Source organism: Roseovarius sp. B-10, assembly GCF_056859295.1.
In genome coordinates this window covers 105,999-120,724 of sequence record NZ_JBSXOE010000034.1, presented here as the reverse complement: position 1 = coordinate 120,724, position 14,726 = coordinate 105,999, and the positions used below count along the sequence as shown (strand labels likewise).

The 14,726-nt window shown below is 67.4% G+C and carries 12 protein-coding genes; 4 read left to right on the top strand and 8 right to left on the bottom strand.

The annotated features are described in order from the left end of the window. Positions 1 to 185: 185 nt before the first annotated feature. Positions 186 to 2,609, bottom strand: a complete 2,424-nt coding sequence (locus tag AC13D8_RS11665; protein WP_482968981.1) for a GcvT family protein — start codon at positions 2,607 to 2,609, stop codon at positions 186 to 188. A 286-nt stretch (positions 2,610 to 2,895) separates the two neighbouring features. Here AC13D8_RS11665 and AC13D8_RS11660 point away from each other — a divergent pair, with 286 nt between their 5' ends. Then, positions 2,896 to 5,313, top strand: a complete 2,418-nt coding sequence (locus AC13D8_RS11660; protein ID WP_482968980.1) for a GcvT family protein — start codon at positions 2,896 to 2,898, stop codon at positions 5,311 to 5,313. A gap of 63 nt (positions 5,314 to 5,376) precedes the next feature. On the opposite strand, the gene AC13D8_RS11655 is transcribed toward AC13D8_RS11660, so the two are convergent. Further along, positions 5,377 to 5,619: a DUF2842 domain-containing protein gene (locus AC13D8_RS11655; protein WP_482968979.1), complete on the bottom strand. Its 243-nt coding sequence runs from the start codon at positions 5,617 to 5,619 to the stop codon at positions 5,377 to 5,379. 10 nt (positions 5,620 to 5,629) lie between these two features. Then, entirely contained in the window at positions 5,630 to 6,925 is a 1,296-nt protein-coding gene (locus AC13D8_RS11650; protein ID WP_482968978.1) for an adenylosuccinate synthase, read from the bottom strand. A gap of 147 nt (positions 6,926 to 7,072) precedes the next feature. Between AC13D8_RS11650 and AC13D8_RS11645 the strand changes: the two genes are divergently transcribed. The 3 genes from AC13D8_RS11645 to AC13D8_RS11635 all read left to right on the top strand — a co-directional run bounded on the left by AC13D8_RS11645 (position 7,073) and on the right by AC13D8_RS11635 (position 9,721). Next, positions 7,073 to 7,468, top strand: coding sequence for a DUF6524 family protein (locus AC13D8_RS11645; RefSeq protein WP_104020317.1), 396 nt, complete (start codon positions 7,073 to 7,075; stop codon positions 7,466 to 7,468). Between the two features lie 72 nt (positions 7,469 to 7,540). Next, positions 7,541 to 7,906: a preprotein translocase subunit SecG gene (secG, locus tag AC13D8_RS11640; protein ID WP_129431812.1), complete on the top strand. Its 366-nt coding sequence runs from the start codon at positions 7,541 to 7,543 to the stop codon at positions 7,904 to 7,906. 165 nt (positions 7,907 to 8,071) lie between these two features. Next, positions 8,072 to 9,721, top strand: a complete 1,650-nt coding sequence (locus AC13D8_RS11635) for a CTP synthase (protein WP_482968977.1) — start codon at positions 8,072 to 8,074, stop codon at positions 9,719 to 9,721. 30 nt (positions 9,722 to 9,751) lie between these two features. On the opposite strand, the gene AC13D8_RS11630 is transcribed toward AC13D8_RS11635, so the two are convergent. The 5 genes from AC13D8_RS11630 to AC13D8_RS11610 are packed head-to-tail and all read right to left on the bottom strand — an operon-like array spanning position 9,752 to position 14,662. After that, positions 9,752 to 10,732, bottom strand: coding sequence for a zinc-dependent alcohol dehydrogenase (locus tag AC13D8_RS11630; RefSeq protein ID WP_482968976.1), 981 nt, complete (start codon positions 10,730 to 10,732; stop codon positions 9,752 to 9,754). Further along, on the bottom strand, positions 10,729 to 11,484 hold the full coding sequence (locus AC13D8_RS11625; protein WP_482968975.1) for an SDR family NAD(P)-dependent oxidoreductase: 756 nt from the start codon (positions 11,482 to 11,484) through the stop codon (positions 10,729 to 10,731). The genes AC13D8_RS11630 and AC13D8_RS11625 overlap by 4 nt, the downstream gene beginning before the upstream one ends. 1 nt (position 11,485) lies before the next feature. Next, positions 11,486 to 12,793 carry a histidinol dehydrogenase gene (gene hisD / locus AC13D8_RS11620; protein WP_482968974.1) on the bottom strand — a complete coding sequence of 436 codons (1,308 nt, stop codon included), beginning with the start codon at positions 12,791 to 12,793 and terminating at the stop codon, positions 11,486 to 11,488. 14 nt (positions 12,794 to 12,807) lie between these two features. Further along, complete coding sequence (locus AC13D8_RS11615; RefSeq protein WP_482968973.1) at positions 12,808 to 14,136, bottom strand: TRAP transporter large permease; 1,329 nt, start codon at positions 14,134 to 14,136, stop codon at positions 12,808 to 12,810. Positions 14,137 to 14,146: 10 nt separating this feature from the next. Then, positions 14,147 to 14,662: a TRAP transporter small permease gene (locus AC13D8_RS11610; protein WP_482968972.1), complete on the bottom strand. Its 516-nt coding sequence runs from the start codon at positions 14,660 to 14,662 to the stop codon at positions 14,147 to 14,149. Between the last annotated feature and the right edge of the window lie 64 nt (positions 14,663 to 14,726).

Below are 14,726 nucleotides of genomic sequence, written 5' to 3'. Positions count from 1 at the left end.
ATGACATAGAGGAGAGCGGCGAGTCGTCCAAGCCGAAATTGTGAACAGATGGTGAACGTTGCGAAACGGTCGCGGTCTCGCCAGGCGCTGTCACCCGGCGCCCGGCCCCCGTTGCGCGCCTCCTTTACCCTTGGGCAGACCGTCCGCTCCGGGCCAGCCGCCCCCTCGATCCGGTTACGGTCGTCTCACGCCCGCAGCCGCGCCCCCTTAGGATCGAACGGTGCCTCGTGCAGGATGCGCGCGCGGTGCGGCTGTCCCAGCACCATCACCTCGACCGCGTCGCCCGGCTCGGCATCGGACACGTAGCCCAGCGCCAGGCTCATCCCCACCGAATAGCCATAGGCCCCCGAGGTCACGCGCCCCACGCCCACACCGTCCTTGAAAATCGGCTCACCGCCCGTGGCATCGGCGTTCGACGCGGTCACGTCCGCCTCGTTCAGCGCCAGCATCACCAGCCGCTCACGCGGGGCATTGCCGATCACCTGCTCCAACGCCGCTTTGTTGAGGAAATCCTTGTCCATCTTGCACAGCCCGGCCAGCCCCGCCTCCTGTGGCCAGTATTCGGGGCTGAATTCGCGCGACCACGAGCCATAGCCCTTTTCCAGCCGCAGGCTCATCAGCGCGCGGCTGCCCACCGGCCCCGCGCGCATGGGCCGCCCCGCCTCGATGAGCGCCGCGTAAAGCCGCGCCTGATCATCGGTTGCGCAATGCAATTCCCAGCCCAGATCGCCGGTAAAGCTCACGCGGATCGCCACGCACTCCACGCCCGCGATCTCGACCCGTCGGCTCGCCATGAACGGGAAATCCGAGGTTTCAAGCGACACATTCGTCAGCCGCTGCAACAGCTCGCGCGACTTGGGCCCCGCCACGTTGAAGCCGCACACCGCCTCGGTCAGGCTGTCGAACGTGGTCCCCTCCGGCAACGGCACGGCGTCCAAAAACCGCTTGTGATAGCGCTCCGCCATGCCCGAAGAGATCACCCAGAACTCATCCTCGCCCAGCCGCGTCACCGTCGCATCGCCCGCGATCCCGCCGCGCACACCAATCAGCGGCGTCAGGCACGACCGGCCCACCGCGCGCGGCATCCGGTTGGCAAACACGGCGTTGAGCCACGCCTCCGCCCCCGGTCCCCTGACGCGGTACTTGGCGAAATTCGAGATGTCGATGATCCCGGCGCGGTCGCGCAGCATCTTGCACTCCTCGCCCACCGGCGCCCACCAGTTCTGCCGGGTAAAGCCGTTGGTGTCCTGCGTGCCCGACGCATCCGCGAACCACAGCGGATGCTCCCAGCCATAGTTGAGGCCAAACACCGCGCCCATCTCGCGCTGCATCTCGTAGGCGGGCCGCACCCGCAGCGGGCGGCCCGCCGCGCGCTCCTCGTTGGGATAATGGATGGCAAAGCGGTGCGCGTATTGGTCCTTGACCTTCGCCTTGACGAAATCGCGGTCATTGGCCCACAGGCCGAACCGCGCCACATCCCAGGCGAACATGTCGTATTTCATCTCGCCATTGACCAGCCACTCGGCCACCATCCAGCCCATGCCCGCCGATTGGCTAAAGCCGGGGATGATCCCGTTACAGCAGAAATAGCCTTTCAGCTCCGGCACCGGCCCGAGGATCACGTTGGCATCGGGCGACCAGATCATCGGCCCGTTGATCACCCGCTTGATCCCCGCCTCGCCCACCACCGGCACGCGGGTAATGGCGCGCATCATGTTGTCCTCGATCCGCTCCAGATCGTCGGGAAACAGGTCATGCGCGAAATCGAGCGGCGTGCCATCCTCGGCCCAGAACCGCATGTCGCGCTCGTAGGCGCCGATCAGCAGGCCCTTGCCCTCCTGTCGCAGGTAATACTCGCCATCCCGGTCCGCGACCGAGGGCAACCGCCGGTCCATCCCGGCGATCTCGGCAATGGTTTCGGTCACGAAATACTGGTGCTCGGTAGGCTGCAGCGGCAGCTCGATCCCCGCCAGCCTGGCCACCTCCCGGCCCCACAGCCCCGCCGCGTTGATCACCCAGGGCGTGCGGATATTGCCCTTGGGCGTCTCGACGATCCATGTCCCATCCGCCTGCGGCAGCGTCGCCATCACGGGGGTAAAGCGATGGATCTCCGCCCCCCGCTGCCGCGCCCCCACCGCGTAGGCATTGGTCACGCCCGACGGATCGACATTGCCGCCATCGGGCTCGTACATGATGCAGCGGATGCCATCGAAATTCACCAGCGGGTGCAGCTTTTCGGCCTCACCGCGGGAAATCTCGTGGAAATTCATGCCATAAAGCTTGGCCTTCGCCGCTTGCAGGCGCAATTGATGCACCCGGTTCCCGGTCTGCGCGAGGTAGAGCGATCCGGGTTGAAACACCCCGCAGCTTTGCCCCGTCTCGGCCTCCAGCTCCTTGTAAAGGGTCATCGTGTAATGCTGCAAACGGCTGATATTGGCGCTGTCATGCAGCCCGTGAATATTGGCCGCGGCGTGCCAGGTGCTGCCACTCGTCAACTCGTCGCGCTCCAGCAGGACGACATCGTGCCACCCCAGCTTGGCAAGGTGGTAAAGGATCGAGCATCCGATAACGCCGCCACCGATCACGACGGCCTGTGCATGGGTCTTCATGGGGTGTCCCTCGGGTTTTCACCCCGACACCCTGAAACGCGCGCCCCGCGCCCGGTTGCCGATCTCCGACATATCCTGTCGCTGTGCTACCACGCCCGCGGTTTCTTGTTGGCCGAAATACCCCGGGGAGTGTGAGGGGCAGCGCCCCTCATCATTGCAAGACGCGCGGCGCAGCCGCCCCGCCCCCACCACCAATTAGAAACGACACATCCTGTCGCAAACCGACATGCGGCCCCGCGCAGCCGTTCCACTTTGGGCAAAACTGTAACCGCAAGAGGCCGCACCCATGAAAACCACCACCCGCGTCTGCGTCATCGGCGGCGGCGTCGTCGGCGCCTCGGTTCTCTACCACCTGACGAAACTCGGCTGGTCCGACGTCATGTTGGTGGAACGCTCCGATCTCACCTCCGGCTCCACCTGGCACGCGGCGGGGGGCTTTCACACGCTCAACGGCGATACCAACATGGCCGCCCTGCAGGGCTACACCATCCGCCTCTACAAGGAACTGGAAGAGATCACCGGCCTCAGTTGCGGGCTGCACCACGTCGGCGGCGTCACGCTTGCCGACAACCGCGACCGCTTCGACATGCTGCTCGCCGAACGCGCCAAGCACCGCTACATGGGCCTCGACACCCACATCGTCGGCCCCGAGGAAATCGCGCGCCTCGCCCCCGTCACCAATACCGACGGCATCATCGGCGCGCTCTACGACCCCCTCGACGGCCATCTCGACCCTTCCGGCACCACCCACGCCTATGCCAAGGCCGCGCGCATGGGCGGGGCCACGATTGAAACCCACTGCATGGTGCACGAGACCAAACCACGGCCCGACGGTACCTGGGACGTGGTCACAGACAAGGGCACCATCCATGCCGAGCATGTCGTCAACGCCGCCGGTCTCTGGGCGCGCGAGGTGGGGGCGATGGCGGGCACCTACCTGCCCCTGCACCCGATGGAGCATCAGTATCTGGTGACCGACGAGGTGCCCGAGATCGCCGCGATCATCGACGGCGGCGGCGAGCACCCCCACGTCATGGACCCGGCGGGCGAGAGCTACCTGCGGCAAGAGGGGCGCGGCCTCTGCATCGGCTTTTACGAGCAGCCCTGCCGGCCCTGGGCGGTCGATGGCACACCGTGGGAATTCGGCCACGAATTGCTGCCCGACGATTTCGACAAGATCGAGGACAGCATCGAATTCGCCTACCGCCGCTTCCCGGCGCTGGGGCGCGCGGGCGTCAAGTCGGTGATCCACGGCCCCTTCACCTTCGCCCCCGACGGCAACCCGCTGGTCGGCCCGGTGCCGGGCTTGCGCAACTACTGGTCCGCCTGCGGGGTGATGGCAGGCTTTTCTCAGGGCGGCGGCGTCGGGCTGATGCTGGCGCAATGGATGATCGAGGGGGAATGCGAGCGCGACGTCACCGCGATGGACGTGGCCCGCTACGGCGACTGGATCACGCCCGGCTATACCCGCCCCAAGGTGATCGAGAACTACCAGAAGCGGTTTTCCGTCTCCTACCCCAACGAGGAACTGCCCGCCGCCCGGCCCTTCCGCCAGACGCCGATGTATGACGTGTTCGATCAGATGGGCGCGGTCTGGGGCCACCAGTTCGGGCTGGAGGTGGTCAACTACTTCGCCGAAGGACACGAACCCCGCTTCGAGACGCCCTCCTTCCGCCGCTCCAACGCCTGGGACGCCACGGCGCGCGAGGTCAGGGCGGTGCGCGAGGGCGTGGGCATCAACGAGGTGCATAATTTCGGCAAATACCTCGTCACCGGACCGCACGCGCGCGACTGGCTCGACCGGATCATGGCTGGCCGCATCCCGAAACCGGGGCGGCTGTCACTCTCGCCCATGCTGTCGCCGCAAGGGCGGCTCTGGGGCGATTTCACCGTATCGTGCCTGGGTGACGAGGCGTTCCAGCTCACCGCCTCCTACGGCGCGCAGGCGGTGCATATGCGCTGGTTCGAGATGAACGAGGCCGGCGGCGTGCAGGTCGAAAACATCTCGGACCGGCTCAACGGCTTCCAGATCGCCGGACCAAAGGCGCGCGACGTGCTGACGGCCTGCACCCGCGACGCCGTGGCCGACATGCGGTTCATGGACCTGCGCCACGTCACCATCGGCATGGTCGATTGCCTCGTGCAGCGGGTAAGCTTCACCGGCGATCTGGGGTTCGAGATCTATTGCGATCCGATGGCGCAGCGCGCGCTGTGGGACACGCTCTGGGCCGAAGGGCAGAACCACGGCATGAAACCCTTCGGGATGCGCGCGATGATGTCGCTTCGGCTCGACAGGTTCTTCGGTGCGTGGCTGCGCGAGTTCTCGCCCGACTACACCCCCGGCGAGACCGGCATGGACCGCTTCATCGCGTGGCAGAAGAACGCCGATTTCATCGGCCGCGCGGCCGCCGAGGCCGAGCGCGCGGCAGGGGCGGCGCGCACGCTCGTCGCCTTCGAAGTCAAGGCAACGGACGCGGATGTGAACGGCTACGAACCGGTCTGGATCGACGGCGAGGTGCGCGGCTTCTGCACCTCGGGCGGCTATTCGCACCACGCGGGCAAATCCATCGCGCTGGCGCTGGTGCCCGCGGGCGACGCGGAACCCGGGTTGGAGGCCGAGATCGAGATCCTCGGCGAGAAATGCCCCGCCCGCCTGCTCACCGAGCCGCTGTTCGACGCCGACGGCACCCGGATGCGCGGCTGAGCCAGCCCCCCGGCGGCGGGCTTGACCTGCGCCGGGGGCTGGATATTTTCGGCAAGATGAAGATCAGGGCCGGTCCTGCCGCTCGTCCGGGTCGGGCTGGCCCACGCCGATAAAGATGCGTTTGAGCGGGAAAATCCAGACCACGCCGAGCACGACGAACACGATCAGTTCGATCAGCATGGGCATGCCGTCATACCGCGCGCGCAGCCAGTCGGTGAGGGTGACGGCGGCGACGATATACGCGGGCAGCGCAATCAGTAGCACCACCAGCGACCAGCGTTTGCGCGCCTTGTATCCAAGCGCCATGTCTGCCTCCTCAATCGGCGAACGGATCTGTGACGAGGATCGTATCCTCGCGCTCGGGTGAGGTGGACAGTAGCGCGACCGGGCAGCCGATCAACTCCTCGACCCGGCGCACGTACTTGATGGCGGCGGCGGGCAGATCGGCCCAGCTCCGCGCGCCCTCCGTCGATTCGCTCCAGCCCTCCATCTCCTCGTAGAGAGGCGTGCAGCGCGCCTGCTCATCAGCCGCCGTCGGCAGGTAGTCGAGCCGACGACCGTCGAGATCGTAGCCCGTGCAGATCCTGAGCGTCTCGAACCCGTCGAGCACGTCGAGCTTGGTCAGAGCGATGCCGTTCACGCCGGAGGTGGCGCAGGTCTGGCGCACGAGGCAGGCGTCGAACCAGCCACAGCGCCGCTGCCGGCCCGTCACGGTGCCGAACTCCCGCCCCCGCTCGCCCAGCCGCTGGCCGTCGGCATCGTGCAGCTCGGTCGGGAACGGCCCCTCGCCCACGCGGGTGGTATAGGCCTTGACGATGCCCAGCACGTAGTCGATCGCGCCGGGGCCCAGCCCGACGCCGGTGGCCGCCTGCCCGGCGATCACGTTCGACGAGGTGACAAACGGGTAGGTGCCGAAATCGATGTCGAGAAGCGCGCCCTGCGCGCCCTCGAACAGGATGCGCTTGCCGGCACGACGCTGCTCGCCCAGCACCTTCCAGACCGGTGCGGCATAGGGCAGCACCTGCGGCGCGATCTCCATGAGCTGGGCGATCAGCGCCTCGCGATCGACGGCTTCGATGCCGAGGCCGCGGCGCAGCGGGTCATGATGCTGCAGCGCCCGGTCCACCCGCGCGATCAGCGTCGCCTCGTCGGCGAGATCGGCCACCCGCACCGCGCGGCGGCCGACCTTGTCCTCGTAGGCGGGGCCGATGCCGCGGCCCGTGGTGCCGATCTTGGTGCCCTTGCTGGCCGCCTCCTCGCGCGCGCGGTCAAGCTCGCCGTGAATCGGCAGGATGAGGGACGTGTTTTCCGCCACCATCAGCGTCTCGGGTGTAATGGTCACACCCAGCCCGCGGATCGCCTCGATTTCCTGCACCAGGTGCCAGGGGTCGAGCACCACGCCGTTGCCGATGACGCTGAGCTTGCCCGCGCGCACCACCCCCGAGGGCAGCGCGTTCAGCTTGTAGACCTTGCCATCGATGACCAGCGTGTGGCCCGCATTGTGCCCGCCCTGGAAGCGCGCGATCACGTCGGCGCGCTCGCTCAGCCAATCGACGAGCTTGCCTTTTCCCTCATCGCCCCACTGGGCGCCCACGACGACGACATTGGCCATGATCTCTCCCCACGCCTGCGGCTTTCCGCGCGCCTCTATACCGGGGGCATTGGCGGGGCGAAACCGGAATTTCGGCCCACGCCCACTGGACAGGCACGCCACGCCGGGCGAAAACCGGGACAAATGATTTTTCGCAGGGGGCGTGACATGGGATTTTTCGCCAGGTGGGTGGCGGCCTTCGGGCTGCTGGCGCTGACCTTCAACCCGACAGAATGGAACTACCTGACCTGGGCGCAGGCAAACGCGGGCGCACAGATGCCGATGGCGGTGCTGCTGGGGCTCTTGCTGATGGTCGGCTACACGATCTACCTGCGCGCCACGCTGCGCTCGATCGGGGCGTTCGGCATGATCATGGTGCTGGCCATCGTCGGCTCGGCGATCTGGGTGCTCAGGGATCACGGGATCGTCTCCTTCGAGGATCCCACCCTCAACATCTGGATCGCGCTGCTGGCGCTTTCGTTGGTGCTGGGCATCGGGCTGAGCTGGAGCCACGTCCGCCGCAGGCTTTCGGGACAGGCGGACATGGATGACGTGGACGAATAGGCGGGTTGCGGCGCTCGGTGGAATTGCATAGATACCGCCCAGACCGAGATCAAGTGACAGGCCCTGCCCCCCATGGAAAACGTCGTCCTGACCATCCACCTGCTTCTGGCGCTCTCGCTGATCGGCGTGGTGCTCCTGCAACGCTCCGAGGGCGGCGGGCTCGGCATGGGCGGCGGCGGGGGTGGCGCCATCTCGGGCCGCGCGGCGGCCACCGCACTGGGCAAGCTCACATGGATCCTCGCGGCGGCCTTTATCGCCACGTCGCTCACGCTCACGGTGCTCGCGGCGCAGAAATCCTCGGGCGTCTCGGTGCTTGACCGGCTGGGCGATACCGAAACCCCGGCGGCCGAAGAACCGGCCGCGCCGGGCCTGCCCAATGTCGATGACCTGCTGCCGCCGCCCTCGAGCGACGCGCCGCTCACGCCGACGGCGGACTGACCACAAACCATTGCGGGTGCCGCGCGCGCCCGCAACATGATCTAGCGTCCGTCTTGCGCGGGCGCACGGAATCCTTTATGGGTTAAATCCCGTGATCGGGTGGCGACTCAAGGGCCATCCGGGGCTTTGACCGGCGAACGAGACGCAGCATCACGGGGGGGCCGCATGGCCAGGGCACGGTATATATTCATCACTGGCGGCGTGGTTTCCTCGCTCGGCAAGGGGCTCGCTTCGGCGGCGTTGGGCGCGCTCTTGCAGGCGCGCGGCTTCTCGGTCCGGCTGCGCAAGCTCGACCCGTATCTCAACGTCGATCCCGGCACCATGTCGCCCTTCGAGCATGGCGAGGTGTTCGTCACCGATGACGGTGCCGAAACCGATCTCGACCTCGGCCATTACGAGCGCTTTACCGGCGTCCCCGCCCGGCTGACCGATTCCGTCTCCTCGGGGCGCATCTATTCCAACGTGCTCGAGCGCGAGCGCCGCGGCGACTACCTCGGCAAGACCATCCAGGTGGTTCCCCACGTCACCAACGAGATCAAGGACTTCCTCAAGATCGGCGAGGACGAGGTCGATTTCATGCTGTGCGAGATCGGCGGCACCGTGGGCGATATCGAGGGGCTGCCGTTCTTCGAGGCGATCCGCCAGTTCAGCCATGACCGCGCGCGGGGGCAATGCATCTTCATGCACCTCACCCTCCTGCCCTATCTCGCCGCCTCCGGCGAACTCAAGACCAAGCCGACCCAGCACTCGGTCAAGGAACTCCAATCCATCGGCATCGCCCCCGACATCCTCGTCTGCCGCTCCGAGCAGCCGATCCCCGACAAGGAACGCGAAAAGATCGCGCTCTTCTGCAACGTCCGCAAGGAGCATGTCGTCGCCGCCTATGACCTAAAGTCGATCTACGAGGCGCCGCTCGCCTATCATCACGAGGGGCTCGATCAGGCGGTGCTCGACGCGTTCCAGATCAGCCCCGCGCCGCGCCCCGACCTGACCGTCTGGCAGGACGTGGTCGACCGCATCCACAACACCGACGGCGAGGTCAATATCGCCATCGTCGGCAAATACGTGCAGCTCGAGGACGCCTATAAATCCATCAAGGAGGCGCTCATCCATGGCGGCATGGCCAACCGGGTCAAGGTCAATGTCGAATGGGTCGATGCCGAGATTTTCGAGCGCGAAGACCCCGCCCCCCATCTCGAGGGCTTCCACGCCATCCTCGTGCCCGGCGGCTTCGGCGAGCGCGGCACCGAGGGCAAGATCCGCGCCGCCGAGTTCGCCCGCACCCGCAAGATCCCCTACTTGGGCATCTGCCTCGGCATGCAGATGGCGGTGATCGAGGCCGCGCGCAACGTCGCCGGGCTGAAGGATGCGGGCTCGGAAGAATTCGACCACGAGGCCGGCCATAAACGGTTCGAGCCGGTGGTCTACCACCTCAAGGAATGGGTGCAAGGCAACGAGAAGGTGCAGCGCAAGGTCAGCGACGACAAGGGCGGCACCATGCGACTCGGCGCCTATGACGCGGCGCTCAAGGAGGGCTCCCGCGTGGCGCAGGTCTACGGCACGACCCATATCGACGAGCGCCACCGCCACCGCTACGAGGTGGACACCAAGTATCGCGAGCAGCTGGAAAAATGCGGCCTGACCTTTTCCGGCATGTCCCCCGATGGCCGCCTGCCCGAGATCGTGGAATGGTCCGATCACCCGTGGTTCATCGGCGTGCAATATCACCCCGAGTTGAAATCCAAACCCTTCGCGCCCCACCCGCTCTTCGCCGATTTCGTCCGCGCGGCGATCGAGACGTCGCGGTTGGTCTAAGGGTGGCGCGGCCCGTCACGGGCCCGCACCTCACCCTCCGGGCCGCAGCACGATCTTGGGGGCTGCCACGCGCCCCGCGCGGATATCGGCAAAGGCCGTCGCGCCTTCGGACAATCCCCGCGTCTCGGCCCAGTCGAGCGGCCCCAACCGGCCCGCGAACATCGCCGCGCAGGTGTCGCGGAAATCCTGCCCGGTGTAGGTATAGGTGCCGATGAAACTGATCTCCTGCAGCGTCATCCGCCGGATATCGAGCCCGCCCTCGTCCTCGCCCAGCCCGATATGTACGATCACGCCCCCCGGCTCGGCCCGCGCCGAGGCCACGGCACGCGTGGCACCAAATCCGACCGCGTCGATCACCAGCGGCCAGTCGCCTGTCGCCTCCGGCACCACCGCCACTCCGCAGCGCCGCACCAGGTAGTCGCGGCGGCCCGCGTTCGGCTCGACCACCACCACATCGCCGCAGCCCTGCGCACCCAGCGCCAGCGCCGCCGCCAGCCCGATGGCCCCGCCGCCGATCACCAGCGCGCGCCCCCCCTGCCCCAGGGCAAGCGCCGCCAGCCCCAACCGCACCGCGTGCCAGCTCACCGCCAGCGGTTCGGCCAGCGCGGCCACCCCCAGCGGCACATCGTCGGGCACCGGCACGAGGTTGCGCTCCGGCATCCGCACCGCATCGGCAAACGCTCCCTCGCGCGGCGGCATCGAGATGATCTGCCGCGCCGGGCACAGGTTCTCGCGCCCCGCCCGGCAGGCCGGGCAGTCCCCGCAGGTCACCAGCGGGTTGATCGTCACCCGCTCGCCCGCGCGCGGGCCGCCCGCGATCACCCCCGCCGCCTCGTGCCCGAGGATGAGCGGCGCGGGGCGGCGCGCGTCGTGGCCAAGATATGCGTGCATGTCCGATCCGCAGATGCCCACGGCCATGACCCGGATCAGCACCTCGCCCGCCTCCGGGCGCGGCTCCGGCACCTCGCGATAATCCAGCGTCTCGCGACCGGTATAGACCAGCGCCCTCATCGCGCCGTGAACCCCCCGTCCACCATCAGCACCTGCCCCGTGATATAGGCCGAGGCATCCGAGCACAGGAACAGCAGCGGCCCGTCGAGATCCTCCACCCGCCCGTTGCGCCCGATGCAGGTCGCGGCGGCGTTCCGCGCCGCGCGCTCGGCATCGTCGAACACCGCCGCGGTCAGCTCGGTGGGGAAAAATCCCGGCCCGAGCGCGTTCACGGTAATACCGTGCGCCGACCACGCCTCGGCCATCGCGCGGGTCATCTGCGCCACGCCGCCCTTGCTCGCACCATAGGCGATACCACCCGGAAAGGCGCGAAAGGATTGCAGCGACGCGAAATTGACGATCCGCCCCCAGCCCCGCGCCTGCATCTCCGGCACCAATGCCTGGCTCAGGAAGAACGGCGCCGAGAGGTTCACCGCCAGCGTCGCCTCCCAGCCCGCGCGCGTCACCGCGTCCGCCGCTTCCCGCGTGTTGAGCCCGGCGGCATGGACCACGATATCGGGCGGGCCGAACGGCGCGGCGATGGCCGCTGCGAGATCGTCGAGCCCATCCATGTCCGCGACATCGCCCGCCACGGCCGCCGTCGCGCTCCCTGCCTCGGCGCGCCACTCGTCAAGCGACGCGCGCCGCCGCGCGACGCCCACCACCCGCGCCCCCGCGCGCGCCAGCACCAGCGCCGCGCGCCGCCCGAGGCCCGCGCTTGCGCCGGTGACACAGGCCACGCGGCCCGCGACGGAAAACAGCTCGCCCGTCACCTCAGCCCTCCGCCGACAGGTCGAAATTCTCGCCGGGGAAATACTTGCGCAGCCGGATATCGGCGGTGCGCGCGTGCCCCTCCATCCCCTCCAGTCGGGCGATGCGCGCGGTGGCCTCCGCTACCGGGCGCGATCCCTCGCGCGTGGCGCGCTGCCAGGTCACGATCTTCATGTACTTGTGCACGCTCAGGCCGCCGGTATAGCTCGCCGCTCCGCCGGTGGGCAGCACATGGTTGGTGCCCGACGCCTTGTCGCCGAACGCCACGGTCGTCTCTTCGCCCAGGAACAGCGAGCCATAGCAGGTCAGCCGCCCCAGCCACCAGTCGAGATCGGCCGCCTGCACCGTCAGGTGCTCGGGCGCATAGGCGTCGGAGGTGGCGGCCATCTCCTCGCGGTCTGCGCAGACGATCACCTCGGCATAGTCGCGCCAGGCGGCTGCGGCGTTGTCGCGATTGACCTCCGGCAGATCGTCGATCAGCAGCGGCACGAGGCGCATCACCTCCTCGGCCAGCGCCCGGTCATCCGTCACCAGCCAGACCGGCGAGTTGTAGCCATGCTCGGCCTGCCCCACCAGGTCGGTCGCCACGATCATCGGGTCGGCACTGGCATCGGCGAGGATCAGGCTGTCGGTGGGCCCCGCGATCATGTCGATGCCGACGCGGCCAAACAGCATCCGCTTGGCCTCGGCCACGAACTGGTTACCGGGACCGACGAGGATATTGGCCTTGGGCAGCCCGAACAGCCCGAAGGTCATCGCCGCCACCCCCTGCACCCCGCCCATCGCGAGGATTTGGTCGGCGCCGCAGACATGCGCGGCGTAGACGATGGCCGGATTGATGCCCACGCCGGGGCGCGGCGGCGAGCAGGCCACGATATTGCTGCACCCGGCCACCTTGGCGGTGGTCACGGTCATGATCGCGCTGGCGATATGGCTATAGCGCCCGCCCGGGACGTAGCACCCCGCCGCGTGCACCGGGATCGCCTTCTGCCCGGCGATCAGCCCCGGCACCACCTCGACCTCGAAATCGGCCACCGTGGCCCTCTGTGCCTCGGCAAACTTGCGCACGTTGTCATGGGCGAACTCGATGTCGCGGCGCAGCTTTTCCGGCACCTTGGCCGCGGCCGCCTCGATCGCCTCGGACGACAGCACCAATTCCCCCTCGTAGCGGTCGAACTTCGCGGCATATTCCAGCGCCGCGGCATCGCCCCGCGCCTCGATATCGTCGAGAATGCCCCGCACGATGTCGCGCGTCTCGCTGGCGTCGCTGCGCGAATGGCGGGGGGCTTTCTTGAGATATTCCGTCGGCATGGATGGCTCCTGTTTCACTTGTAGATATCGGGAAGCAGTGTCGTGGAAATCGCCGGAAGATACGCGATCATCAGCGTCACCACGAGCATGAAGAACACGAACGGCACCGCGCGATACGCGATCCGCAGGATCGACTCGCCGGTCAGCCCCGCGACGACAAAGAGGTTGAGCCCCAGCGGCGGCGTGATGAACCCCACCCCCAGCGCGGTGATCATCATGATGCAGAACTGGATCTCGTTCATGCCGATACTGTCCGCGAGCGGCTTCAGGATCGGCGCGAGGATCACGATGTTGGGCGTCGTCTCCATCACGCAGCCGGCGGCGATCAGGATGCCGACCATCATCAGGATGAGCACCCACGGCTCGTCGCTCACCGTCGTGGCGGCGGCGACAAAACCCTGCGGCACGCCGAGGATGGCCAGCGCCTGCGCCAGCGGCAGCGAGAACGCGATGATCGGCAGGATCACCCCGTTGACCTTGGCGGAACTCACCAGCATCTCGGGAAAATCCGCCAGCCTCAGCGTGCCGAGGATGAACCCCATGATGATCGTCACCACCACCGCCGTCGCCCCCGCCTCGGTGGGCGTTAGCCGCCCCGAAAAGATGCCGTAGAAGATGATCCCCGGCACGATGAACGCGTACCACCCCGATTTCAGCGCCGACCACAGCCGCGTGGCCCATTCCCCAAACGTGATGTTGCCGCCGCCCTCCCAGCCGTTCAACCGGTTCATGATGATGTTGGTGACAAGAATCGAGACGAGGATCGCCAGCCCGGGAATGAGCGCCGCCATGAACAGCGTCGAGGCGGAAATGCCCAGCACCAGCCCGATGATGATATAGGCGATCGACGGCGGGATGAGGATGCCGGTGCAGGCCCCCGCGGCCACCAGCGCACAGGCATAGGGGCGCGGATACCCCGATTCCACCAGCCGCGCGATGGTCATCCGCCCCACCGCCGCCGCCCCGGCGGCGTCCGAACCCGAGATGGCGGCGAACATCCCGCACACCAGCACCGTGGCCGAGCCGAAACCGCCGCGCGCGAACTGCGTCAGCGCCTCGGCCACGTCGAGAAACTTGCGGCTGAGCCCGGTGCGAACCAGCACGTCACCCGTCAGGATAAAGAGCGGCACGGCGGTGAGCGCGAAATGGTCGATGCCGTGAAACAGGCTCTCCCCCACCAGGCTCAGCGGCAACGCGCCGGACCAGAGCAGCATGACGATGGCCGCCGCGCCGATCGCGGCCCAGACCGGCACGGCGAGCGCCACCAGCAGCACGAACAGCAGCACCGGGGCGTAGAAATCCCAGCCAAGCTCGACGCTCTGATCCAGTTGGTTCCACAGCATCTCGCGGCCCTCAGTCGAACATCTTGCCACCCTCGTACACGGGTCGCCCGTGCCGAAGGTCGCCAAGATCGCGCAGCAAGGACTGCACGAGGCGCAGCATCACCAGCCCGAATCCGATGGGAACGGCGGCGAGAAACCAGACCTGGCTGATCCGCAGACCATGCGTGACCGACCCGAACTTGGCCGACACGAGCACCGTCTCCAGCGACCAGTAGAACGCGATCACCGCCACCGCGAACATCACCAGGTCACCAAGGATGTAGAGCACCGCCTTCGCCCGCCGTCCGACATAGGCCATGATCACGTCGATGCGGATATGCCCGCGCTCGCGCACCGCCGCCGCCGCCCCGATCCACGCCAGGTAGATGAACGAATAGCGCACGATCTCCTCGCCCCAGATCGAGGAATAGGACAACAGCTCGCGCCGCAGCACCTCGATGAACATCGTGAGAACGAGCATCACGTAAAAGATGAGCAGGGCCCACCGCTCGGCATTGCGGTTCAGCGCGTGAAGGATGCGGGACATGGCACTCTCCTTGTCCGGCCGCGCGCCGGGATGGCGCGGGCCAGGACCGGGGCGCGTGCCGCCC